Source organism: Paenibacillus sp. N3.4, from assembly GCF_008017805.1.
Taxonomy (GTDB): domain Bacteria; phylum Bacillota; class Bacilli; order Paenibacillales; family NBRC-103111; genus Paenibacillus_E.
Map to the genome: position 1 here is coordinate 226,874 of NZ_VRTT01000001.1, position 21,551 is coordinate 248,424.

Below are 21,551 nucleotides of genomic sequence, written 5' to 3' on the forward strand. Positions count from 1 at the left end.
AAAAACCGTCAGAATTTTCATTCTGACGGTTTTGTATTTACAGAAGACAGAATCCTGCATTTATGGGCTGATCTTTTCCTTTTTTCATGTAAATAGACACAAAGAAACCCGCCTATGCCGTCCGGTTTTGGTGCTTCAAACCCGCTCTCGCAGGTGGGTGTCCGCAGAAGTGTATTTGAGGTCCCCTTTCGAGGGCATGTCAGCCACACTTCAATATAGGTCTCCCTAGAAACAGTCATTGGTTTAAAACAACTTAAAACCGTTACGAACATCGCAGGATTCTATTGTAGTTCTTATTATAGTGCCCTACCGGCTGTTTATCAACTAGTTGGGTTATCTCTATGGTCTACATTTTCATCTTTTTTATGCAAGCTAATTTCAGAACCCTTCGCATCTGCTGCAGGTTCACCTTGTTCATCTGCCTCTTGCGCTTCAGCCAGCTTTTGTTGTTCTTTCTCTTCTAGCTCTTGCTGCTTAGTTTGCAGCTTGGTGAAGCTGCGGTTAAACTGCCAAAAAGAGAATGTTGCCATAATACTCCCCATGAAGAAAACAACGAGAAAGAAATTAAATTTGGTTACACAAATATAGAAAATCGCACCGTTACATAGCAGCAACACAATGGAATTAATCGGATTGCCTATCGTAATTAAAATAGCGTTTTTCATAATTTGCAATATTTTCATGTGTAAATGAACCATAATGGAAAAGAAATTAAATAAAGAGATCGTCACAATGACCGTAAAAGCAATAAACAAAACAGCCAGCACTCGCAAGGTGCTTCCCTGTTTCAGATAGAAGAAGTAGTTCACAGCAATAATAACGAAGATGATGGCGAAAAATATACCGCCAACCATGCTTTGCACGTAGTTTTCTTTATATCCGCGAAAAAATGTTTTTAAAAGAGGAACATCCTCTTCACCTGTCACCCATTTCCTGGCTACAGTAAACATAGCAGACGTTGCCGGGAATAAAGTAAACGGTGCCAAAATAGCCAAAATAGGCAATGTTGACATCAGCGCATCCGGCGATGGACTGACCAAGCCCATAAAGCCAAAAAAGAAAACCGGAATGGAGCACAACAACCAGAGTAAATTAATCACCGATAATCGCATGACCCATTCTGAGATTCTGTACAGTCCACCCATAACTCCTCTAAACTCCAAAACTGTTTCCTCCTTAGCGTTTCCTTCAGGAAATTTCTACGTTGATTATCGCTTCTACACTCAAATGATCTTACTTGTCCTTAATGACTTAATTATAGCCTATTTTTGATCATATAGGTAGACATCTATCATTATGAAGCAAAGGCGAAGATCCCTCAGGATCTTCGCCTTTATTTTATGAAGGGCATGCCCTTACTTATTAACTAATGTGTCCTCGCTCTTGCGCGGAGCTCTGGAACGATCTCTATTACCGGTGTTGCTGCTGTTGTTGCTTCCGTATTCACGGCTTCTGGAAGAAGAACTGCGGCCTTCTCCACCTTCTCTGTTGGAACCGTAATCTCTGCTGTCTTTACGCGGGTAACGGGAATTGGAGCTGCTTGACGAGTTGCCGCCATATCCACCGCCTTGACGACGATCTCCTGAACCAGATCCGCCAGACGTATATCCGCCACCAACGCGTCTGCCTGAGCTGCGCACGTCGAATTTCTTCTTTCTTGCACGGATTGGATCTTCCGGAGTAAGCTCAATGTTCGTTTCCTTTTTATCCCCTGTCAGAAGCTTCATTGCTGCTGCAAGCAGGTTAACGGAATCATATTGCTCCAACATTTGAATCGCCAAACCTTTGAATTCTGCTTGTGCTTCATTTTGTAGAACATCGAGAATGCGTTCAGCTGTCATTTTTTGTTTGCCTTCAATAGCTTCTGCCAAGCTAGGCAATGGTTTTTTGTTGATTTTGTGACGAGTTACCTTCTCAATGAAGTGAAGGTGATCGATCTCTCTTGGCGTTACGAACGTCCAAGCTGTACCTTCTTTACCTGCGCGCCCTGTACGGCCAATACGGTGTACATAGCTTTCCGGATCTTGCGGCAAGTCAAAGTTGATAACATGTGTGACGCCGGATACATCGAGACCACGTGCAGCAACGTCAGTCGCTACAAGCACATCAATGCTGCCATCACGGAATTTTCTCATAACATTGTCACGTTGGTTTTGGGACAAATCGCCATGCAAACCTTCAGCCGCGTAGCCTCTTTTTTGCAATGCTTCAGCCAATTCGTCAACCCGACGTTTAGTACGCCCGAAAATGATCGCAAGATCAGGAGCTTCCATATCAATCAAACGGCTTAAAGCTTCGAATTTTTGTTTTTCATGCAATTCGATATAAGCTTGATCGATGAGTGGAGCGCTAACTTGTTTCGGGATCACGGAAACGTGCTCTGGGTTACGCAAGAACTGTTGTGCCAACTTTGAATGTTTGTCGGCATTGTGGCAGAGAACAACATCGTATGACGTTCTTCAGGAACCAATTTAAGGATCGACTGAATATCATCCATGAAGCCCATATCCAACATTTCATCCGCTTCATCCAAAATGACCGTTTGCACATCATCTAATTTAATTGTTTTACGGTTAATATGATCAAGCAGACGTCCAGGTGTACCGATAATAATTTGCGGTTTTTTCTTCAATGCGCGAATTTGTTTAACAATGTCCTGTCCACCATAAATTGGTAGGGAACGAATGCCTTTGAAGCGACCAAGTTTTTCAACTTCTTCCGCAACCTGAATGGCAAGTTCGCGAGTAGGACACATGATCAATGCAGAAATCCGTTCTTCTTTAACGTTGATTTTGTGAACCAGCGGAATACCGAATGCGGCTGTTTTCCCTGTTCCCGTTTGTGCTTGCCCGATCAAATCGCGGCCTTCCATGGCCAACGGTATTGTTTTCTCTTGAATTGGCGTGGACTCTTCAAAGCCCATTTCCGTAATTGCGCGTAAAATAGTTGCTTCTAAACCGAACTCTTGAAATGTTTTCAAATCTATTCAATCTCCTTTTGTACAGGGCAGGCTAATGCCTTGTATCTTTTTTACCCTTAAGTACGACTTCCTATCCGTGTCTATAGTTTCTTGATGGAATACATTTTCGATTTACATCATCCATGATCCAACTGGCCGCCCTTAAGAACATCTCAAATATTATAGCACAAGTTGTATACACATATCCAGAGGCGTCTTTCCTTAATGAGAATGAAACCTTCCGCATAAACTATGCGTATAAGAACATATAACATCAAACGGTACAGAGGAGAAATTATATGTCCATTTTTAAACGCGTGAGCAGCATCCTGCGCAGTCAAAAACAAGAACCAACTCAGCCGCCTACATTCAACCCGCTGGAAGATTCCCGTGTTGGAGATATTGTTAATGTGGATTTAGAAGAGTACGTTATCTCCGGCAAAGTGGAATATTTTGATCGAGGCTTTCCTCCACATCGCTATGCTTATTATTTACAAAACGGCAAAAATATTCAGTGTCTTATCATTGAAAAAGGTCGAACCATGGATTGTTTCCTATGCAGCTTCGTGGAAGGCGCTTTGGATGACCCTAATGATGTTCCCACACGACTAGAGTTCGATGGAGAAGCTACCTTTGAGTTGGAGTTTCACCGAAACGATATGACTCGAATTGAAGGAAATACGGATTTTCGAAATAATGATGAGATCATATTTTGGCGTTATTTCGGACCGGACAGCCGCTTCTTCTTCCTCCAATGGCAGGATGGTAAATTTATTGCTCTAGAGGGAGAACGCACACCAGGAAATCAAATTAAGTTTTTAAAATCTATGCCTTAATCACAATTGATGCTATCATTGATTCGTACTAAGGAAAGGAGGGACACTACAAAGTGAAAAGATGGACTTCATGGCTTGCTTTCGTATTGATCATCACCCTTCTTACGGCTTGCGGCGCTGATGCCGGCCTTTACATTAAGGACAAATATCCGCTTGTCAGTGTCGATGGTAAAGGAACGAATTTATCCAAGGTCTATGCCATTGAGGGCAAAACCGTCCCTGAAGCAACGAATGAAATTGCCGCCAAAGAAAAGCCAAAAGAAAAGAGCAAGGAATCCGAAGATCAAATGTTCCTTGTGTATGCAGATAAAGTGATAAACATCCAGAAAGATCCCAAAGAAGCGAAGAATACACTTGTTCAAATCGACAGTATTGAATATGCAAAGTCACATTACGACTCCTCATTTTTACAGGGATATTTAACAGCCACACTTCTTCAATCTTTATTTGGCAGTGGTTGGGGCAGTAATAGAAGCTCGGATTACAGAGGGTATACAAGGACTCCTACTTACAATACAGGTAACGGAACAACATCTCCTACAACGGATAGTTCCAAGGAAAAAGCGCCGACTACTTCCGATCGGACCGGTAGTTTCAAAACGGGAACGGGAGCAGGATCTGGATCTGGGTCTGGATCTGGGTCTGGATCTGGGTCTGGGTCTGGATCTGGGTCTGGGTCTGGGTCTGGGTCTGGATCTGGGTCAGGTTCCGTAGCGCCGAATAATGGCAGCAGTTCTACCAACCGCAAAAATGATGGCTCTGTTTCCAAACCTTCAACAAATAATAAACCAAGTACGAGCTCGCGGTCCGGGTCCTTTTCCAAACGCAAATAGCTCGTTCTCGCGGCTGTGTCCACACAATGGACACAGCTTTTTTATTTTCCTTTCACTATTAATTATACATTGGTCAAATAATAATTGAAGTTTTGAAATAATGAATTATACTGGCATTATGCTGCATACTATTTTAGAGGTGAATCGGTTTGAAAAAGGCGTTAGATACCATCATAATTCTAGTTGGCGCACTGCTTGTCGCGGTTGGCTTCAACATGTTCCTCATACCTCACCAACTGCTTAGCGGCGGGGTTTCTGGATTTGCTATGATTATCGGTTATTTCACGAATTGGAACATTGGTTTTTTATATTTACTATTCAATCTGCCGCTCATGATTTGGGGATTGATTTCAATTGGCCGAAGATTCATTGTTATTAGTGTTATCTCCGTTATTTTAACCGCGTGGCTGATGCAAATTCTCCCAACAAGCTATGTCGCGCAGGCACCTATTCTCGGTGCTGTGTTCGGTGGTGTGCTTGTCGGTATCGGAAGCGGTATCACTTTGCGCATTGGCGGTTCGAGCGGCGGTTTCGATATCGTGGGCTTGATCTTGACGCGGAAATTTGATTTCCCCCTCGGCACGCTTCTCTCTTCCATGAACGGTCTGGTCATCGTGGCGCTTGGTTACTTCAAACAGGATTGGGATCTTGCGCTCTACTCCATGCTTGCCATTTATATTAGCGGCAAAGTGGTCGATACGATTCATATCCGACACGTGAAAGTAACAGCCTTCATCGTTACCAAACAAAAGGAAGAGTTGCTCAATGCTTTATTGAAATTACCCAGAGGGGTCACCTTAGTGAAAACGGAAGGGGCATATACACAGCAGCAACATGATATGCTTATGACAGTCACTACACGTTACGAACTTGCTGAATTAAAACGGTTGATCAAGCAAATCGATCCCAAAGCATTCGTCAATATTGTAGAAACGGTCGGAGTCCTTGGTGAATTCCGCAAAACACACTAACAAAACGTGAAATCAGCCTCTTACTTACAAGTTAATTTGTGTTATAATAAATATAATTTCATATAGTTCTGGTTTTCATCTCAAAGATTCAGGCGTAGTTCTTATTCTAATCTTATGATTGGAAGGGTGATGCTTGTGGAGACAGTTAAATTATCCAGGATTGTAATGAAACTAACACCCGAATTGGTCCCATTCTTAACCAGCTGTGAGCTGGACTCCGAGATTGTCCTCCGATTCGGTATTGAGGCGTTGGAAGCAGAAGATGTCATGGAAATCATACAATTTAGTATTTCGGAACATCATAAAGACGCCCTTTACCACTAAAGGGCGTCTTTTTTGTTACGCATCCCTTTTTTCATAGAATGTTAGTGAGTTTGTAATAATTAGGGTATATAGGTTATGATAAGATCATGTTATACTAGACAGTAAGATAAACTTAATGGAGGTGTCTGGAATGGGAGCATTATCTCCTTGGCACATCATCTTAATTGCAATTGTTGCCCTTCTTCTGTTTGGGCCTAATAAACTGCCTGAGCTTGGTCGAGGTTTTGGTAAAATGTTTCGTGAATTCAAGGATGCAACGAATGGGAATAGCGGCAATTCTTCTACGGAAGAGCCTCCGGTAACCCTTCGTAAAGAGATCAATCCTGAGGTCACCAATACCGAATCAGGACAAGTACACAAATAACGTCCAAACACCCGGCATTTATTGCTGCCGGGTGTTTTTTTTAGCTTTTACGGCGCATAACCGCCTGTGTGCTCAAGAACAAACATGCCGCAATAGCAGACATCCCTGTCGCGAAGACATACATGCTTGCTCCTCCCCACCTATCGCTCAGCCATCCTCCAACTAAACCGCCTATAATACCTGCCAATCCCATGAACACCATCGCCAGAATAGATTGACCTGTAGATCCGAACTGTTCCGGAAGCAGACGAACCACATACTGAACAGCCACAATCCACAATATCGCGAATGTAACCATATGGGTAACCTGCATCCCAATGAGCACCCAAGGATCTGTAATGAATATGTAGGCCACCCAGCGAACGGCATAAAGGATGGAAACAATGCCAAGTATCGTCAGTTCATGATAACGATGTATATATCGGTTCAACAAAGCGAATACAGGAATTTCGCTGACCGCAGCAAGCGCCCATGCCCAACTGACCATCGAATCTGTAGCGCCCAATTTACTTAGATATAAACCTAATAGGGCATCATTCATTCGATGCGGAATGGATACGATAAGAATCATAACCATAAACCACAAAAATCCTTTGTTTTTGAAAATAACGCTAATCGTCTTTAAGGTAATACGTTCGCCGCTCCCCTTCTCGTCTTTAATAAAAGCAAGCAGAAGGAACGGAAATATCCAAAGCACCCAATAAAAATAAGGAATGCGCGCAACGCCTCCTAATGGCTCCAACAATAAGCCAGACAAAAGAGCAACACTCGAGAAACCGATGGAGCCCCATAATCGAACCGATCCATAGGACATACCGCGTTGTGCCGTTGATTTGACGACTAAATTGTCAATAAGAGGCACCGAAGGAAGCAGAAAAAAATAGAGCAATAAGATGAAACCGAGTGTTAACCCAAAACCATTCGTTAAAAAAAGTCCAGCACTTCCAAGCAAGGAGAGTGCCCAAAGGATGGAAACAATTTTTTTCACAGTGTGAAAACGATCGCTTACATATCCCCAGAAGGGTTGGGCGAAGATGGAAACAAAGGGTCCAATCATCATCAAAAAACCAATATCCCCCGATGAGTACCCTTTATTTTGGAGATATAGCGGCAAATAGGGTAATAAAATGGCACTGGAAGCATAGTAAAAAAAATTAACACCAGATAAAGAAACGATTTGTTTGTCAGTTTTCAACAGCCATCTACCTTTCTTCTACAATTCTCAACAAATTTCCCCTGTGCGGAGTTACCCGCTTGCTTTATAATATAAGTTAGGAACATAGATAGGAGAGGACTTATACATCATGGATATTTTAATCGCTTCCCTTGCCCTAATCTGGGGCAATGTAGCAGCTGCAAACCCGGATGCTAATTTTGAACAACTTGTCCAAGCCTCTTTGAATGCGAAGAATGCTGTAGTCATTCAAACGCCTCCCTCCCAAGAGAGCCATCCGTTAGATCCTGTCAATAAACAAGATCCGCAAAAGACGCGCCCAAGGTCAAAGGGATCTATGCCACAGCGCATAGTGCAGGTGGAGCGCGGCTGAACACTCTTATCAAACTGCTGGATGACACTGAGCTCAATTCACTTGTTATTGACGTAAAGGATGATTGGGGTTATATCACCTGGGAAACAGGGAATGCAGAATTGGATGCCATGGGAACGACCCAAAAGATCATAGGAAACATGCCAAGTCTAATGAGTACATTAAATGAACATCATATTTATCCAATCGCACGAATTGTTGTGTTCAAAGACACGATTCTTGCCAAGAAGAAACCTGAATGGTCATTCGTCAACCCAGATGGCACCCTTTGGGGCAATGGAAAGAACCCGCCTGATAGTTTCGTCAATCCCTATAACAAAGAAGTATGGGACTATAACATTGCCGTTGCCAAAGAAGCCATTAAAGCAGGATTCAAAGAAATTCAATTCGACTACGTTCGATTCCCGGAAGGGTTCGAGAAAAGAGCAGACGTACTAAAGTATACGAAGGATGATCGCTCGCGCATCGATGCCGTTGCTTCATTCGTCAAATATGCCAAAGAGCAGCTGCAGCCGCTTGGCGCCCGTGTATCCGTTGATATTTTTGGTTACGCTGCTTCCGTTCCGGCCGCTGAGGGTATTGGTCAAGATTTCGAGAAAATCTCCCAAAATGTCGATGTTATCGCGCCAATGATTTATCCGAGCCATTACAGCACAGGCTGGTTCGGCTCCAAAGTACCGGATGCTGCTCCTTTTGCTACCATTAACGGTGCCTCCAAAGATACGAACAAAAAACTCGAAGCTATTGATAAAAAAGGCTGGAAGCCAATTGTACGTCCTTGGATTCAGGATTTCACAGCCTCATGGATACCTGGTTATATTAAATACGGCAAACATGAAGTTGAAGAACAAATTCGTGCTCTGAAGGAAAACGGCGTTGATGAATTCCTTTTATGGAATGCTAACAATAACTACACGCCGAACGTGAATTACTAATCAATGAGGCACCCTGAGGGCGAAAGTTCTTAGGGTGTTTGCGTTTTACATTCGTTTACATTTTGCTTTATGATGTAATCAGGTTTCATGTTACCAGAATAACAAAGCATTTGTATAGAAGATTAGCTAAGGAGTGAATGAAACAGATGAATATTGTCGCCATAACGGGTATGGATTTAACTTATTTACAGGAAAATCTGCCCAAGGAATTAAATAATCGCATCCAATTCCATTGGTTTAAATCTTCCAAAGAGGCTAGTGCTCATCTTGCCAATGCCGATGTCATCGTCACGGCTGGCAAAATGAATCCTGACATTATGAAGCAAACTCCCAATCTTAAATGGCTGCAAACCTTGTCCGCAGGGGTGGACAAGCTTCCTCTTCAAGAACTGGCAGAGCGAAATATCGTACTGACCAATGCCCGTGGCGTACATACCATTCAGATGAGCGAATTCACGCTCAGCCTTATGTTGCAGTGGGTACGTAAAACCAATCTGCTGCACGAGCGTCAACAGCAACACATGTGGGACGATCAGCTCTCCGTAGGCGAGTTATATGGAAAAACAATCGGCATTATTGGAGCAGGAGCGATTGGTGAAGCTGTCGCTCGCAAAGCTAAAGCTTTTGACATGAAGGTGATTGGCTTGAATCGCTCAGGGGTTCCACACCCTGCCTATGACTCCACCGTAAGTGGAGAAGAAGGCCTTGTCTATCTACTTTCACAAAGTGATTTCGTCGTTCTTTTGCTTCCCAGTACGGCAAAGACCAAAGGCTTTATGACCAAAGAGCATATCGCGCTATTGAAACCAAATGCTTTTCTCATCAACCTGGCACGCGGCGACGTTCTCGATGAGCAGGCTTTGATAACTGCGCTGCAAGAGCGGAAGTTGGCTGGGGCAGCTCTGGATGTTTTTCAACAGGAACCGTTACCGGCTGATTCCCCTTTGTGGAGTATGGAGAATGTCATCCTTACACCGCATATTGCCGGATCATCGGCTCGGTATACGGAGCGTGTCTCCTCTATTTTTTATCATAATCTAGTTGCTATCTTGGAAGGCAGCGAAATGATGAACAAGGTTGATTTAACGGAAGGTTATTAGGCAAAATAAAGTACCTCAAAGCTAGCCCTGTGGCGATAGCAATGAGGTACTATTTTTTATCTAATGACCACCTAGCGATGCTAAGCCCCTCATATAAGGTCGCAAGGCTTGAGGGATATAAATCGTGCCATCCGATCTCTGATGGTTTTCAAGTAACGGGATCAGGATACGCGGTGAAGCGACAGCGGTATTATTCATCGTATAACAGTATCGAAGCTCGCCATGCTGATCTCGATAACGAATGCCGCTGCGACGCGCCTGAAAATCAAGCAATAACGAGGAAGAATGTGTCTCTCCATAAGCTTCCCGACTTGGCATCCACGTTTCTATATCATATTGCTTATAATTTTTAGCCCCCATGTCTCCTGAACAGACAGCTACAATTCGATAAGGGAGCTCCAGCAAGTTCAGAATCTCTTCCGCATTACGTGTGATTTGCTCCAGCAATCGATCCGCTATTTCTTCATCATGCTCACAAATAATCACTTGTTCAACCTTGGCAAATTGATGAACACGATATAAGCCTCGCACATCTTTACCAGCTGAACCTGCCTCCTTACGGAAGCAAGTGGATACACCTGCCAACTGAATGGGACCGTTCGTTAAATCAACCACTTCATTGGCGTAGTAGGAGACAAGCGGACCTTCTGACGTTCCGACCAGCCACTTATTCTCGTCCTTCATCTCATACGTCTGATCTTTCCCTGCTGGGAAAAATGCTGCATTTCGCAAGGTATCCTCGCGTACCATCAGGGGTACATCCATGGCGGTAAACCCGCGTTCGGTCAACAAATCAAGAGCGAGCTGTTGGACGGCTCGATGCAAATACAAGCCCATCCCCTTCAAATAATAATTACGCGTCCCTGCTACTTTCACACCACGGGGAAGATCGAACAGATCATGATCTTCGCCTATCCGGATGTGATCGCGAGGTTCAAAGTCGAAAGTGGTCCGTTCCCCCACCACTTTCACCACGACATTGTCCTTATCTGTTGCCCCAATAGGCGTCTCCGAGGACATCAAATTAGGTATCGTGTCCATCAATTCCTCATATCGTTTTTCTAGATGTTGAAGCTCATCTTCAAAAACGGATAATTCGCGATTGGTTGCACGAACCTGCTTTTTCTTCTCATCGGCTTCTTCCTGCTGCTTCCGAGCTAAACACTCGGCAATTGATGCAGTTAACCGATTGCGCTCAGCACGCAGTTCATCTACTTGTTGGCTTAGTTCCCTCTTCTTCTCATCCACTAGCAGAAGCTCATCTAACGAAATATCTATTCCCTTGTTCCTTGCTGCTTCTGTTACTTCCTTCTGATGATGCCGAATCCATTTCATCTCTAACATTTCCCGTCACCGCTTTCTTCTTTTTATGATAAAAAGACAAAGAACGCCCCTCATCCGATTGGGACGAGGAGCGTTCTGCTCGCGGTGCCACCCAACTTGATGACTACATAAACATGTAATCATCCGCTTGGTTCCGCGATAACGGGCGGTGCCGGTTTATTTAGAGAAAGACAACGATCCGGGTGCCTTTCCGATCATGAACGTCTCCGAGTTGGATGCTCTTCATAGACATAATGTCGATTTGTACGTTATTCGCTATTATAGTCGAAGATAAGACCAGGGTCAACCAAGGATAAGCACTTATTGGGATAACCGTTGTGCCAACTCATACAGTTCCATGTTGAACGGTCTTTTGGTACTCACAACCAGTTCAATATCAGTAGCTACCAGTTCGCCTCTAATGACACCGCAGCCTTTGTTAGAATCGCCTTCAATCAATCTACGAACAGCGAAATCCCCTAGTCTACTTGCGAGAATTCGGTCATTATGCGTTGGCGCTCCGCCCCGCTGAATGTGACCCAATACGGTCACTCGCGGTTCAATACCGTTGCGCTCTGTAATTTGCTTGGAGACCCCGTCTCCGCTCCCCGCTCCTTCAGCTACGATAATGATGCTGTGGCGCTTACCATTCAAGAAATTTTCTTTCATCCGATTCGCCACTTCATCAATATCGCTTGGCACCTCAGATACGATAATCGTTTCTGCACCACTAGCTAGTCCGGCATACAGCGCAATTTCACCGCAATGACGCCCCATAACTTCAACGATCGAGGAACGCTCATGAGAAGTCATCGTATCACGAAGCTTGTTGATGGCATCAACGACAATGCTGACAGCAGTATCGAACCCAATCGTAAAATCAGTAAAAGGAATATCATTATCAATCGTACCCGGTAGGGCCATTGTCTTAATACCTAGCTTGCTTAGCTTATTCGCACCTTGATAAGAACCATCTCCGCCAATGACAACCAAACCGTCAATACCGCGTTTACGCAAATTTTCTGCACCGATTTGTTGGCCTTCCAACGTCATAAACTCTTTGCAGCGGGCTGTTTGCAGGATTGTGCCTCCGCGTTGAATAATATCCCCTACACTGCGCAAGTCCATTTGACGGATATCATCGTTAATGAGTCCATGATAACCACGTTGTACGCCATATACATCTAGGCCATGGAACAAAGCGCTCCTGACAACGGCGCGCACTGCCGCATTCATTCCCTGAGAATCTCCACCACTTGTTAATACCGCGATTGATTTTACTGCTGACATTTCATTTCCTCCTCCAAATTCTTCTGAATGATATTCATGATGTCGTACGTATGAACATACTATTTAGCCAGAAAAATAACCGGGTTAATGGACTATTTTTCATAAGACGCTTGGATATTTTCTTAACTTGTAGTTGATGATTCACTTTAGGATCTGATAAATATAAAGCAAGTAAACCCTCGATTATCATACGATGAAAACGCGGATGTTCCAAGAACAAAATTTTCTCGCGTGCTTCCTTCACAATGAAAGCGATTCGCTCTACGGTTGTCTCCATCGTATCGTAATACGTGCAGAAATTCAGATCGCCGCCAAGGATATCTTCTTCTTGATCAATTAGGTAATCGAGAAGAATATGGAGCCCGCATACATAAGGGAAATAAGCCTCCTTGATCGAATCAACCTGGCTTCGACTTAGCTGAGGATCACAGGCTGCCAGAAAGAGCATGAACATGCCTAGCGTTGACCCGGTAGCGGCAGCAAACTCATTCCAGGCAATTTGACTAAATCCATGATGATGTCTGTTCCACCACTCGTGAAGCTCAGGCTCCCGTAAATCTTTGCGTATATGCTTGTACACCTGTAAATCACAGTATAACGCAACGAATTCCCGGACCTGATCCGCTACGATCTCGTAGGATGGCAGCAAACTTGCGCAGGATTGACACTTGCGGACAAGATCTGTCAAATAACCCCCGTCTTCTTTCTCAGGGCGATATGCATAATAATCATGGAGGGGCTTAGAAAGATCTACTGCATCAAGCATCGATTGGTGTAGCTGCCGAAAATCCTGAGGGTCCAATGACGTGCTGCGATCACATAAATTATCCAGGTAATCGCTAATCGTTTGGAAAGCAACAATGAATGGGATCAGAACATGACGCATCGACAAATTAGCAGCCGCATAAACAGCGCCACCCTGACAGTGAAATTGTTTGGTTGCGATACTCGCTAGGGCTTGTGTTCGCAATTCATGATCGGGGATTTGCTCTGCTGCCGCTTTCCACAGGGAAAGCTGCACATTCACGTCCGGTAAAATGTAGCGATACACCCTGACCATGAGTCGCATCGGTCCTTTTGGAACTTTCCGGCTGCTTTTATCCAATTGCTTCAAGCAAACTTCCTCCACAACTTTGTTCATAGCAATATTGCAGCAACAACTGCATCTCGTAACGCTGAATATGACGCAACCAATTATCAACAATGGGATTCTGGACTAAGGAAACTTGCAGCTCTATAGCGTCAATAAAAACGTAAGGGTTCCAACCCGGTGATGTAATAAGGACTTCGAGCTTGTTGCGAAGCGCCTCGTTATCCAACTCGACCAAATCTTTTACCGTTAAGTAATTTCTCACACAAGGTATTAAATTAGAATAAATAGGATGATGACCCACATCATTGAACCAATATTTGGCATTGCTGTAGTCCCCCTCCATCCGATGCATCAAGGCGTGCCAATAGCTGCCTGTTGCATTCGTAATTTCTTGGGAAATGGCATGCGATTTATCCAAACTTTCATTCAATAAATGAAGCCCAGCCTTTATCGCCAGTCCATACGGCTCTTGTTCCATGTTTCCTTGGGTGATTGTAGCAGGTGACACTGCTTCAATACGCGCATCCATCCTCATATCCCATTCTTCAATCGGATATAAAGCAGGTAGATGCTCTAGCAACGGCTTCGCAATAGTTTCCAACCAATTCGCTTCATTGTTATCGCTCTGCATGCCAGTCACTCCCTTTCATAGACAACCCTTAATGGTGGGTTTTGGTTTCCAACTCCTGATTCGTGCGGAACCATAGATGAAGATCGTTTATGATTGAAGCCAAATCAGCAATCTCCGAGTTCAAGTGACAGGAAGTAGGGAAATCATCCTCCCGATCAAGCTGATTTTGTTTGTAAATGATTTTTGCTTCTAACTTCATAATGCGGTCAGGGATCGATCCACGGATTTCTTCCCAGCGCAATAATATATGAGCACGTACTTCGGATTCAAAGGACTCCCATTCTGTTTCCAGAAAGGGAATCTCAATCCCTAATCTTGGATCATAGTGAAAATAGCTGCTCATTCTTATGTGTACCTCCTTGCAGTAAAACAGCCTGCTACTTGTTCAAGAAACATTCTACCTTTAAATGTAACACTTCAAACCTTTGGTTTCCAGTTAAAATTGTATGTCAATGCGATTTCGTTTTCTGTTATACTTAAACAATGTTTTTAGAACGGAATTTGGCAAGGAGGATTTAGATGTCCGCTACACCAGTAAAAGAAAACATCGCATGGAAACAGCTCATCTCCTTTTTTCTACCCCTCGGCCTTTCGGCAACCCTAGTAACCCTCTCGCACGTTATTATTAATAGCACATTGGCTAGGGCTGAGAATCCGGAAATAGTCATTGCCAGCTATGCACTTCCCTTAAGTTTGCTTGGTATCACGGAAAGGCCTGTTGTCCTGCTCAGACAAGCTTGTTCTGCACTCGTGAGAGACCGGGTATCTTTCCGGGCCATGGCTGTCGTCAGTTCTTATGTATTCGCTTGCATTATCCTAATCGGACTTATGATCTGTTACACGCCTGTTGGAGAATGGGTGTTTCTTTATTTTTTTGGCATTGAACGCGAACTGCTAAGCACGACGCTCAGTGTTTACCGAATTCTCATGTACGTCAGTATTTTTTCCGGACTGCGATGCTTATTTCACGGCATCATTATTTTTAATATGCGAACGAAGTGGTTGACCATCGGCATGTGCGTGCGAATTATGGCTATGTACTTGCTATCGCTATATTTCATTTCAACAAACAACGTCTCCAGCGGTCGAGTCGGCGCTATTATTTTCCTAGTCGGTATGGTGATTGAGGCAATCGTTGCTGTATGGGAAGGGACGAGTTTGCTGAGAAAAGTGATTCCGGAGAAGGTACCGGATCATCCCATCGAGACCAAGAAGCAAATATTTAGTTTCTATAAGCCGCTTCTCTATTCTTCCGTTATCGCCGTCGTCATTGGACCTGCTATTAATGCGATGCTGGGGAAAACCATTCATATTCATTTAGCCATTTCTTCCTATGCCATTGCGGGCTCCTTAACGCAGCTTGTCATGAGCTTTTTCTCCTATATTCATCAAATTGTATTAAACTTTTATCGAAAAGATGCAAGGAGAGTTCTGCGCTTCGCCCTCATTCTAAGCTTTATACCTGGGACACTAATTGCTATTTTGGGCTATACAGCTCTTGGACCTTGGTTTATGACACATGTGATGGGTGTCAATGCCGAGCTTATGACGGCTAGTTTGAGCGCCATTCGCATTTTCATGATTATGACCATTGTGTTTCCTTGGTTAGACTATATGAATGGTATTATTATGCTTAGAGGTCAGACCCAAATTATGGTTGTTTCCCAATCAGCAAACGCCTTCATAACCATTCTGACCCTCATTATCGCGGTCTGGCTCACACCCGGTTGGAATGGAATGATTGGCGCTCTGGCCCAGTCTTTCGGTATGTTAGCTGAACTCGTCGTCGTGATTATTGTTCTTAAACGAACGACTCCAGAGGATCAATCCACTATCTCTTCAACAAATTTTTAAAAGAAATCGAGTGATAACCTGCGATGAATACGTCTATGACTATGAAGACACGAGATTCACTGCTTAAACTGTTCACCTTTTCCTTCTTTATGACGATGGGGATTGTCGTCACTTTTTTTCCGCTTTATTTTGATTACAAAGGCTACACCAAGATCCAAATCGGACTGCTCTATGCGATTGGACCGCTCATTGGCATTGCCACAAATTTGCTTTGGGGATATCTTAGCGACCGATTCCAAACCGTGAAGAAAATCATGATCATTCTCATTGCCGGACAGTTGGTAACAGCCTTGCTCGTATTTACTGCAGGTTGGTTCTCCCTGCTCTACATATGTTTGGCTATGTTCTTCTTCTTTCAACAGCCGGTGAACTCACTGAATGACAGCCAACTGATGCTGAGTATTCGTACGAGCGGCAAGAGCTATGCATCCTTCCGTATATGGGGTTCCATTGGCTTTGCCGTGTCTGCCGGCGGCTTTGGCATGCTTCTTAGATACTATGGTACTGGACTAACGCCCATGCTATGTCTACTTACGATTTCTTGTTCTTTAATTATCGTATTTCTGTTGAAGGACGCACGTCAAAGCGGTAAGAAAATGGAATTTGGCGGGATGATCAACATTATTCGTTCCAGACGGTTTATCTGGTTCCTTTTGTTAGTTATCATCATGTCAGTCTCCCACCGCTTCAATGATGGATTCCTAGCCTTGTATATGAGACAGCTCGGAGCCTCCGACTCTCTGATCGGATATGCCTGGATGACGTCTGCGCTAAGCGAAATTCCCGTGTTCTTTTTTCTGAGTAAACAAGGTCATCGCTTTAAAGAATTGCCTCTGCTCGCTTTTGCCGGTGTCATGTATGCGGTTCGTTTCTTGATCATGGGCTCGATTCATAATCCCTCTTGGGTCATTGGCATTCAACTGATGCACAGCTTGACCTTCGGCATTTTCTTATTCACGGCTAATCGATATATTAGCCAAATTATTCCAGATGAGTATCGCTCTTCGGGTCAAGCCATTTTTGCTGTCGCTTGGTCAAGTGTTGCGGGACTAATCAGTGGTACATTAGGAGGTTGGATTTTTGATTCTTCAGGCGGGAGCACCGTCTATTACATTGCAGCCTGCTTATCCATCGTATCCGCAATAGGGTTTCTCGGAACTCACTTATTTCAAAATGATGACAGCCTGCCAGCGCGGCAGAGATCGTAAAAGGAAGGGAATGATTGCGTGCTAGCCATTGAACGGTTATCTCACAGCTTCCGAACAGGCCAAGAAGATACCCCCGTTCTGCATGAGCTTAATTTCCGAGTAGAGCAAGGTGAAATGGTCGCTTTACTCGGCAGTTCAGGCTCCGGGAAATCAACATTGCTGAATCTGATGGCCGGCTTAATGAAGCCCACCCAAGGAAGTATTCTCATCGCGGGCCATGCCATTGAAAAAATGAACGAAAACCGCTTGGCGGAATTTCGGCGAACTCACATCGGCTTTATTTTCCAATCTTATGAATTAATACCACATTTGACCGTTCGCGAAAATGTCGAACTACCGCTTGTTTTCCAAAGCGTATCCGGTCAAGAGCGTAAACAAAGAGCGATGTCCCTCTTGCAGAAAGTCGGTATCGGTGATAAATCTGAAATGTTTCCCTCGCAGCTATCCGGAGGCCAACAGCAGCGAGTCAGTATCGCCCGTTCCTTGATCACCAAGCCGGCTATCGTCTTCGCCGATGAACCGACAGGCAACCTGGATACGAAGACCGAAACGGAAATCATTGATTTGCTCATTGATTTGAATCAGAACTCCGGCATTACGTTCGTTATTGTCACGCATGAACACGAAGTCGCAAGCCGCACGCAGCGTATTTTGCAATTGCGCGATGGCTATTTATTGGAGGAAGGCGATCAGGAGGGTGAAGCCGGATGAAGCTCAAAGATTACATTCGTCTCGGCTGGGATCAGCTGCAACGGCGTAAGGTTGTAACTGCGCTATGTACGGTTGGGATTGCCATCGGTTCTGCTTCCATCATGGTTGCTTTAGGTTTTGGCGAATCCATTCAGCATTATAGTCAAAAGCAGATGAGCTATTACTTGAAAACCGATGAAATTACGATCGTCGATCAAACCGACAATCCTAACGGTCAAGGAAAAATAACGCCTACGAAGCTTAATCTCATACGTACTTTTCCGCATGTGAAATCTGTTGCCAGCTTTCAAGAATTGGGTCAGTTCAACCTCACTGTCGATGAAGACAAACAAAGCTATCTTCGTCTTATTGCGACTGAACTAAATACCTTGGAGGACTTCGACTCCAAATTCCAACAAGGCGGTGTTGCTGAGCATGAAGGCAGTATCGTTCTCAATTACGGAGCAACACTGGGTCTTATGGATGCGAAAACGCAGGAAGTCAGAAATAAACTCATGCAGCAAAATCCGACCAAGGAACAAACGGAAACTTACAGACAGATGGGAGCTATACCTTACGCCCTTTACCAGAAACAGCTTTTGCTGAAATCGGCTAACTCCCCAGAACAACAGGGCAACCCATCCAGTACCGCCACCCCCAAGGTCAGCGAATTTACGCTTCGAGTCACAGGGGTGCTGAAAAAACCGGATGGGCTGCCTGACTACATGCTGCAAGGCAACAAAATTGCTTATGTAACACCTGAGATGGGCCTAAAAATACTGCAGTCACTCAACAAATCCTCCGCGAACGGACAAGTTCACTATTCAGAAGTCCGTGTCAAAGTCGATAGCAGCGTGAATATCAAACAAGTCGATGAACTCATCAAAAAACTTCAGCTAACGACACAGACCAATCTCTATCAAGAGGATCGGATGAAAGGTCAATTCGCTATTATCAGATTGCTGCTGACCGGTGTTGGTCTCTTTGTACTGTTAGTCGCCTCCATCTCAATCGTTGTTGCCATGACCATGTCAACCCATCAAAGGCGCAGACAGATTGGTATTATGAAGGTGCTTGGCGCTAATTTAAGCCAAATTCGCAACATGTTTATCGTCGAATCCTCACTCCTTGGCATGCTGGGCGGATTGGTTGGCATCTTACTCTCTTATTGGGTGATATGGGGAATTAATTTAATTATTATCAAATTCAATTCCAATCCCAGCGGGGAATCCGCGGAAATTTTATTCATCAGCTTATGGATTCTTCCAGTCGGCATGTTTTTCGCCATTATGACCGGTGTATTATCTGGTCTGTACCCTGCAGTCAAAGCTTCCCGAACAGATGCTTTAACCGCAATTAAACGAGAATAGGAGAATGTCCCCGATGAGCAAAAAGAAAACATGGACAATAGTCGCAGCTGCGGTTGCCGTCTGTGGCATTAGCACCCTTCTTTACATATCCAGCCATCCTAAACCGGCGCACAATCCAAATGACAGTGCAGCAGCACTTAAAGTATTGCAATTCAAAGTGACAAAAGAAGATTTAGTCAACAATATCGAAGTTAAAGGCAAATCTTCCTATCAGAAAGAGACGCGTATTTACGCTCCATTCAGCGGCGAAATCAAAGCTTGGAACGTGACCGACGGAGCTCAAGTTAAAAAAGGAGACCTTATGTTTGAGCTCGACGCCACTCCGCTTAAGAGTGAAATTGCAAATCTCCAAACGAGCTTAAAAAAGCAAAAATTAGAGGCGGATCTTGCCAACTTCAAAGCTGCTTCTTCCTCCAATGATGCAGCAAGCTTAAGTGCGGGCGCTCTGAGTGAAAACGAAGCGCGTCAGCGCTTTGCCGACTCGGAAGGACGCAAAATCCAGGAACAATTGAATAGTGTCAGCAATGAGTCGACGCAGCTGCAGCTTGCCAAGAAACAAGAAAAAGTCGAACAGGCTTCTTTCATAGCGCCTGAGAATGGCATTTTCTTATTCGAAGATTCCTCCAAAATTCCTAAATCTGTCGAGGAAAGCGTAAGAATCGGTAAAATCGTTGATTTAACAAAACTGCAGCTTGTTTGTACGGTAGGCGAATTCGATGTCTTCCGGATCAAGCCAGACATGCTCGTCCAAGTAAAAGTAGATGCTTTGAAACAGACAAAACTCAAAGGCAAGGTTGAGAAAGTATCCAAATTTGCCAAAACAGGGACCGAACAAGGGTCCGGTTCCGCTCAATTTGAAGTCACCATTTCCCTAGAACCAAATGATCAATTGATCGCAGGGCTCAGCCTCTCGGGGACGATAGAAACGGAAAATCGTCCTGGTGCCATAGTCGTTCCTACATTAGCTGTGATGCATGAGAAGGATGTCTACTATGTCATGCTGCAAACGGCTCAAGGCACAGAGCGCCGAGATATTGAAATTGGATTGGAAACTCCGGAGAAAACTGAAGTGCTCAAAGGACTGAACGTTGGCGACACGGTTGTGCTACAATAAGTAGTGCCTTATAATAAGGATAACGTCTTAGTACCAAGTGATAAATGGTTGCACCAAGAACCCTATCACAATCGTCGTCAAGTATTCGCATCTTATGTCCAAATTGAAGTTGTAAAGGCAGGTAATACGTTTCATGAATTATGAAGATTTCAAAACAATCGTACTTGAACGCCGCAGCGTTCGTAATTTTACAGAGCAAGAAGTAGCAATCGAAGATATTCGTGAAATTATTGATTGTGCCCGTTATGCGCCCAGCGATACGAATTCCCAAACGTGGAAGTTTATTGCGATCAGAAACACGGAGAAGATTAAACATATTGAACAATTGACGTGGGATCAGCTTCACCTCCGTGCCGCGGCCGCCGAGGAGAAAGGTCTTTCGAGAGAAGCCCGCATGCTGGTCAGATCCTTTGGGCCTTATGCAACAGCGTTCTCCGATGCGCCTGTGTTGATCATTTGTTTGGCGACACCCTATGAGTCCAAGTTCCGCGATCGGATCTTTGACCCTATCGAGCTCGTCGACGATGCTGTCTGGGCAGAAGAAGGCATCAAGAGCTCTTGCCTGGCCTCCCAGAACCTGATGTTAGCTGCTCACGCCCGTGGCTTGGCAACTGTCCGATGACAGGTCCCGTGCTGCTTGCACAGGATCAGATTAGAGCCTACCTTGACATTCCTGAAGAATGTCAGATTAACATGGTCATCGCGCTTGGATATCCCAAGGACCGCCCAGGTAAATTGGCACGCAAAGAAATCGACGATATTCTTCAAATCATTGATTAAAGCCTGATATGTCCTAACAAGAAAATCGCCAGAAAATCCTGACGTTCCTATCTGTAAGCACGCTTTTCAGCGTTATAGTGAAGTTGTTGCTTCTACTGATTGCTGTAACACTGAAAAACAGTGTTACAATTCCAAATATGTCACTTTTGATCTACTTTTCTATCTGTAAGCACGCTTTTCAGCGTTATAGTGAAGTTGTTGCTTCTACTGACTGCTGTAACACTGAAAAACAGTGTTATTTTTCTAGACATACCGTTTGTGGAGCCATTTCCTTGTGGGACTCTTCGGATGTCATGACATCCTTCACAGACTAAGCGTGTAAACCCGTT

The 21,551-nt window shown here is 44.3% G+C and carries 18 protein-coding genes, 1 other RNA gene and 3 pseudogenes; 13 read left to right on the forward strand and 9 right to left on the reverse strand.

Features of this window, described 5'->3' with window-relative positions; all coding sequences use genetic code 11:
• Positions 1 to 101 precede the first annotated feature (101 nt).
• The 3 genes and pseudogenes from ssrS to cshA form a co-directional block, all read right to left on the reverse strand.
• A non-coding RNA gene (gene ssrS, locus FU659_RS00965) (6S RNA) lies at positions 102 to 283 on the reverse strand.
• Positions 284 to 320: 37 nt separating this feature from the next.
• The gene (locus FU659_RS00970; RefSeq protein ID WP_147945812.1) at positions 321 to 1,163 is read right to left on the reverse strand and encodes a YesL family protein; all 843 of its coding nucleotides are present in this window, start codon (positions 1,161 to 1,163) and stop codon (positions 321 to 323) included.
• A 192-nt stretch (positions 1,164 to 1,355) separates the two neighbouring features.
• Positions 1,356 to 2,980 (reverse strand): annotated as a pseudogene (gene cshA, locus FU659_RS00975) (degradosome RNA helicase CshA).
• A gap of 278 nt (positions 2,981 to 3,258) precedes the next feature.
• On the opposite strand from cshA, the gene FU659_RS00980 reads away from it, so the two are divergent.
• The 5 genes from FU659_RS00980 to FU659_RS01000 all read left to right on the forward strand — a co-directional run bounded on the left by FU659_RS00980 (position 3,259) and on the right by FU659_RS01000 (position 6,287).
• Positions 3,259 to 3,795, forward strand: coding sequence for a DUF4178 domain-containing protein (locus tag FU659_RS00980; protein ID WP_147945813.1), 537 nt, complete (start codon positions 3,259 to 3,261; stop codon positions 3,793 to 3,795).
• A gap of 53 nt (positions 3,796 to 3,848) precedes the next feature.
• Positions 3,849 to 4,628, forward strand: a complete 780-nt coding sequence (locus tag FU659_RS00985; RefSeq protein ID WP_147945814.1) for a DUF4247 domain-containing protein — start codon at positions 3,849 to 3,851, stop codon at positions 4,626 to 4,628.
• Between the two features lie 149 nt (positions 4,629 to 4,777).
• Positions 4,778 to 5,599: a YitT family protein gene (locus FU659_RS00990; RefSeq protein ID WP_147945815.1), complete on the forward strand. Its 822-nt coding sequence runs from the start codon at positions 4,778 to 4,780 to the stop codon at positions 5,597 to 5,599.
• 165 nt (positions 5,600 to 5,764) lie between these two features.
• Positions 5,765 to 5,923: a hypothetical protein gene (locus FU659_RS00995; RefSeq protein WP_397354811.1), complete on the forward strand. Its 159-nt coding sequence runs from the start codon at positions 5,765 to 5,767 to the stop codon at positions 5,921 to 5,923.
• 130 nt (positions 5,924 to 6,053) lie between these two features.
• Positions 6,054 to 6,287: a Sec-independent protein translocase subunit TatA/TatB gene (locus FU659_RS01000; protein WP_147945817.1), complete on the forward strand. Its 234-nt coding sequence runs from the start codon at positions 6,054 to 6,056 to the stop codon at positions 6,285 to 6,287.
• Between the two features lie 40 nt (positions 6,288 to 6,327).
• Here FU659_RS01000 and FU659_RS01005 read toward each other — a convergent pair whose 3' ends face one another.
• Entirely contained in the window at positions 6,328 to 7,482 is a 1,155-nt protein-coding gene (locus tag FU659_RS01005; RefSeq protein WP_147945818.1) for an MFS transporter, read from the reverse strand.
• Between the two features lie 109 nt (positions 7,483 to 7,591).
• Here FU659_RS01005 and FU659_RS01010 point away from each other — a divergent pair.
• Both FU659_RS01010 and FU659_RS01015 read left to right on the forward strand, forming a co-directional pair.
• Positions 7,592 to 8,769: pseudogene (locus FU659_RS01010) on the forward strand (putative glycoside hydrolase).
• A gap of 137 nt (positions 8,770 to 8,906) precedes the next feature.
• Positions 8,907 to 9,869: a D-2-hydroxyacid dehydrogenase gene (locus FU659_RS01015; protein ID WP_261807535.1), complete on the forward strand. Its 963-nt coding sequence runs from the start codon at positions 8,907 to 8,909 to the stop codon at positions 9,867 to 9,869.
• Between the two features lie 60 nt (positions 9,870 to 9,929).
• Here FU659_RS01015 and serS read toward each other — a convergent pair whose 3' ends face one another.
• The 5 genes from serS to FU659_RS01040 all read right to left on the reverse strand — a co-directional run bounded on the left by serS (position 9,930) and on the right by FU659_RS01040 (position 14,549).
• Entirely contained in the window at positions 9,930 to 11,213 is a 1,284-nt protein-coding gene (gene serS, locus FU659_RS01020) for a serine--tRNA ligase (protein WP_147945819.1), read from the reverse strand.
• A gap of 300 nt (positions 11,214 to 11,513) precedes the next feature.
• A complete protein-coding gene (pfkA, locus tag FU659_RS01025) occupies positions 11,514 to 12,482 on the reverse strand; it encodes a 6-phosphofructokinase (protein WP_147945820.1) in 969 nt (322 codons plus the stop codon).
• Positions 12,483 to 12,516: 34 nt separating this feature from the next.
• Positions 12,517 to 13,623 (reverse strand): tetraprenyl-beta-curcumene synthase family protein, encoded by a 1,107-nt coding sequence (locus tag FU659_RS01030; protein WP_397354815.1) that lies wholly within the window; start codon positions 13,621 to 13,623, stop codon positions 12,517 to 12,519.
• A complete protein-coding gene (locus FU659_RS01035) occupies positions 13,580 to 14,206 on the reverse strand; it encodes a hypothetical protein (protein WP_147945821.1) in 627 nt (208 codons plus the stop codon). Before FU659_RS01035 ends, FU659_RS01030 begins: the two co-directional genes overlap by 44 nt.
• A gap of 28 nt (positions 14,207 to 14,234) precedes the next feature.
• The gene (locus FU659_RS01040) at positions 14,235 to 14,549 is read right to left on the reverse strand and encodes a hypothetical protein (RefSeq protein WP_147945822.1); all 315 of its coding nucleotides are present in this window, start codon (positions 14,547 to 14,549) and stop codon (positions 14,235 to 14,237) included.
• A 176-nt stretch (positions 14,550 to 14,725) separates the two neighbouring features.
• Between FU659_RS01040 and FU659_RS01045 the strand changes: the two genes are divergently transcribed.
• The 6 genes and pseudogenes from FU659_RS01045 (at position 14,726) to FU659_RS01070 (ending at position 21,222) form a co-directional block, all read left to right on the forward strand.
• Complete coding sequence (locus tag FU659_RS01045; protein WP_147945823.1) at positions 14,726 to 16,060, forward strand: MATE family efflux transporter; 1,335 nt, start codon at positions 14,726 to 14,728, stop codon at positions 16,058 to 16,060.
• Between the two features lie 35 nt (positions 16,061 to 16,095).
• Entirely contained in the window at positions 16,096 to 17,268 is a 1,173-nt protein-coding gene (locus FU659_RS01050) for an MFS transporter (RefSeq protein ID WP_261807536.1), read from the forward strand.
• An 18-nt stretch (positions 17,269 to 17,286) separates the two neighbouring features.
• On the forward strand, positions 17,287 to 17,979 hold the full coding sequence (locus tag FU659_RS01055) for an ABC transporter ATP-binding protein (protein ID WP_147945825.1): 693 nt from the start codon (positions 17,287 to 17,289) through the stop codon (positions 17,977 to 17,979).
• The gene (locus tag FU659_RS01060) at positions 17,976 to 19,328 is read left to right on the forward strand and encodes an ABC transporter permease (RefSeq protein ID WP_147945826.1); all 1,353 of its coding nucleotides are present in this window, start codon (positions 17,976 to 17,978) and stop codon (positions 19,326 to 19,328) included. The genes FU659_RS01055 and FU659_RS01060 overlap by 4 nt, the downstream gene beginning before the upstream one ends.
• A gap of 13 nt (positions 19,329 to 19,341) precedes the next feature.
• Positions 19,342 to 20,442 carry an efflux RND transporter periplasmic adaptor subunit gene (locus FU659_RS01065; protein ID WP_147945827.1) on the forward strand — a complete coding sequence of 367 codons (1,101 nt, stop codon included), beginning with the start codon at positions 19,342 to 19,344 and terminating at the stop codon, positions 20,440 to 20,442.
• Positions 20,443 to 20,575: 133 nt separating this feature from the next.
• Positions 20,576 to 21,222: pseudogene (locus FU659_RS01070) on the forward strand (nitroreductase family protein).
• Positions 21,223 to 21,551: the final 329 nt, after the last annotated feature.

Bases quoted from the DNA above. Each gene is read 5' to 3' on its own strand.
- FU659_RS00980 (WP_147945813.1), top strand. From the start codon at position 3,259: ATGTCCATTTTTAAACGCGTGAGCAGCATCCTGCGCAGTCAAAAACAA.
- FU659_RS00995 (WP_397354811.1), top strand. From the start codon at position 5,765: ATGAAACTAACACCCGAATTGGTCCCATTCTTAACCAGCTGTGAGCTG.
- FU659_RS01000 (WP_147945817.1), top strand. From the start codon at position 6,054: ATGGGAGCATTATCTCCTTGGCACATCATCTTAATTGCAATTGTTGCC.
- FU659_RS01015 (WP_261807535.1), top strand. From the start codon at position 8,907: ATGAAACAGATGAATATTGTCGCCATAACGGGTATGGATTTAACTTAT.
- serS (WP_147945819.1), bottom strand. From the start codon at position 11,213: ATGTTAGAGATGAAATGGATTCGGCATCATCAGAAGGAAGTAACAGAA.
- pfkA (WP_147945820.1), bottom strand. From the start codon at position 12,482: ATGTCAGCAGTAAAATCAATCGCGGTATTAACAAGTGGTGGAGATTCT.
- FU659_RS01030 (WP_397354815.1), bottom strand. From the start codon at position 13,623: ATGAACAAAGTTGTGGAGGAAGTTTGCTTGAAGCAATTGGATAAAAGC.
- FU659_RS01035 (WP_147945821.1), bottom strand. From the start codon at position 14,206: ATGCAGAGCGATAACAATGAAGCGAATTGGTTGGAAACTATTGCGAAG.
- FU659_RS01040 (WP_147945822.1), bottom strand. From the start codon at position 14,549: ATGAGCAGCTATTTTCACTATGATCCAAGATTAGGGATTGAGATTCCC.
- FU659_RS01045 (WP_147945823.1), top strand. From the start codon at position 14,726: ATGTCCGCTACACCAGTAAAAGAAAACATCGCATGGAAACAGCTCATC.
- FU659_RS01050 (WP_261807536.1), top strand. From the start codon at position 16,096: ATGACTATGAAGACACGAGATTCACTGCTTAAACTGTTCACCTTTTCC.
- FU659_RS01060 (WP_147945826.1), top strand. From the start codon at position 17,976: ATGAAGCTCAAAGATTACATTCGTCTCGGCTGGGATCAGCTGCAACGG.
- FU659_RS01065 (WP_147945827.1), top strand. From the start codon at position 19,342: ATGAGCAAAAAGAAAACATGGACAATAGTCGCAGCTGCGGTTGCCGTC.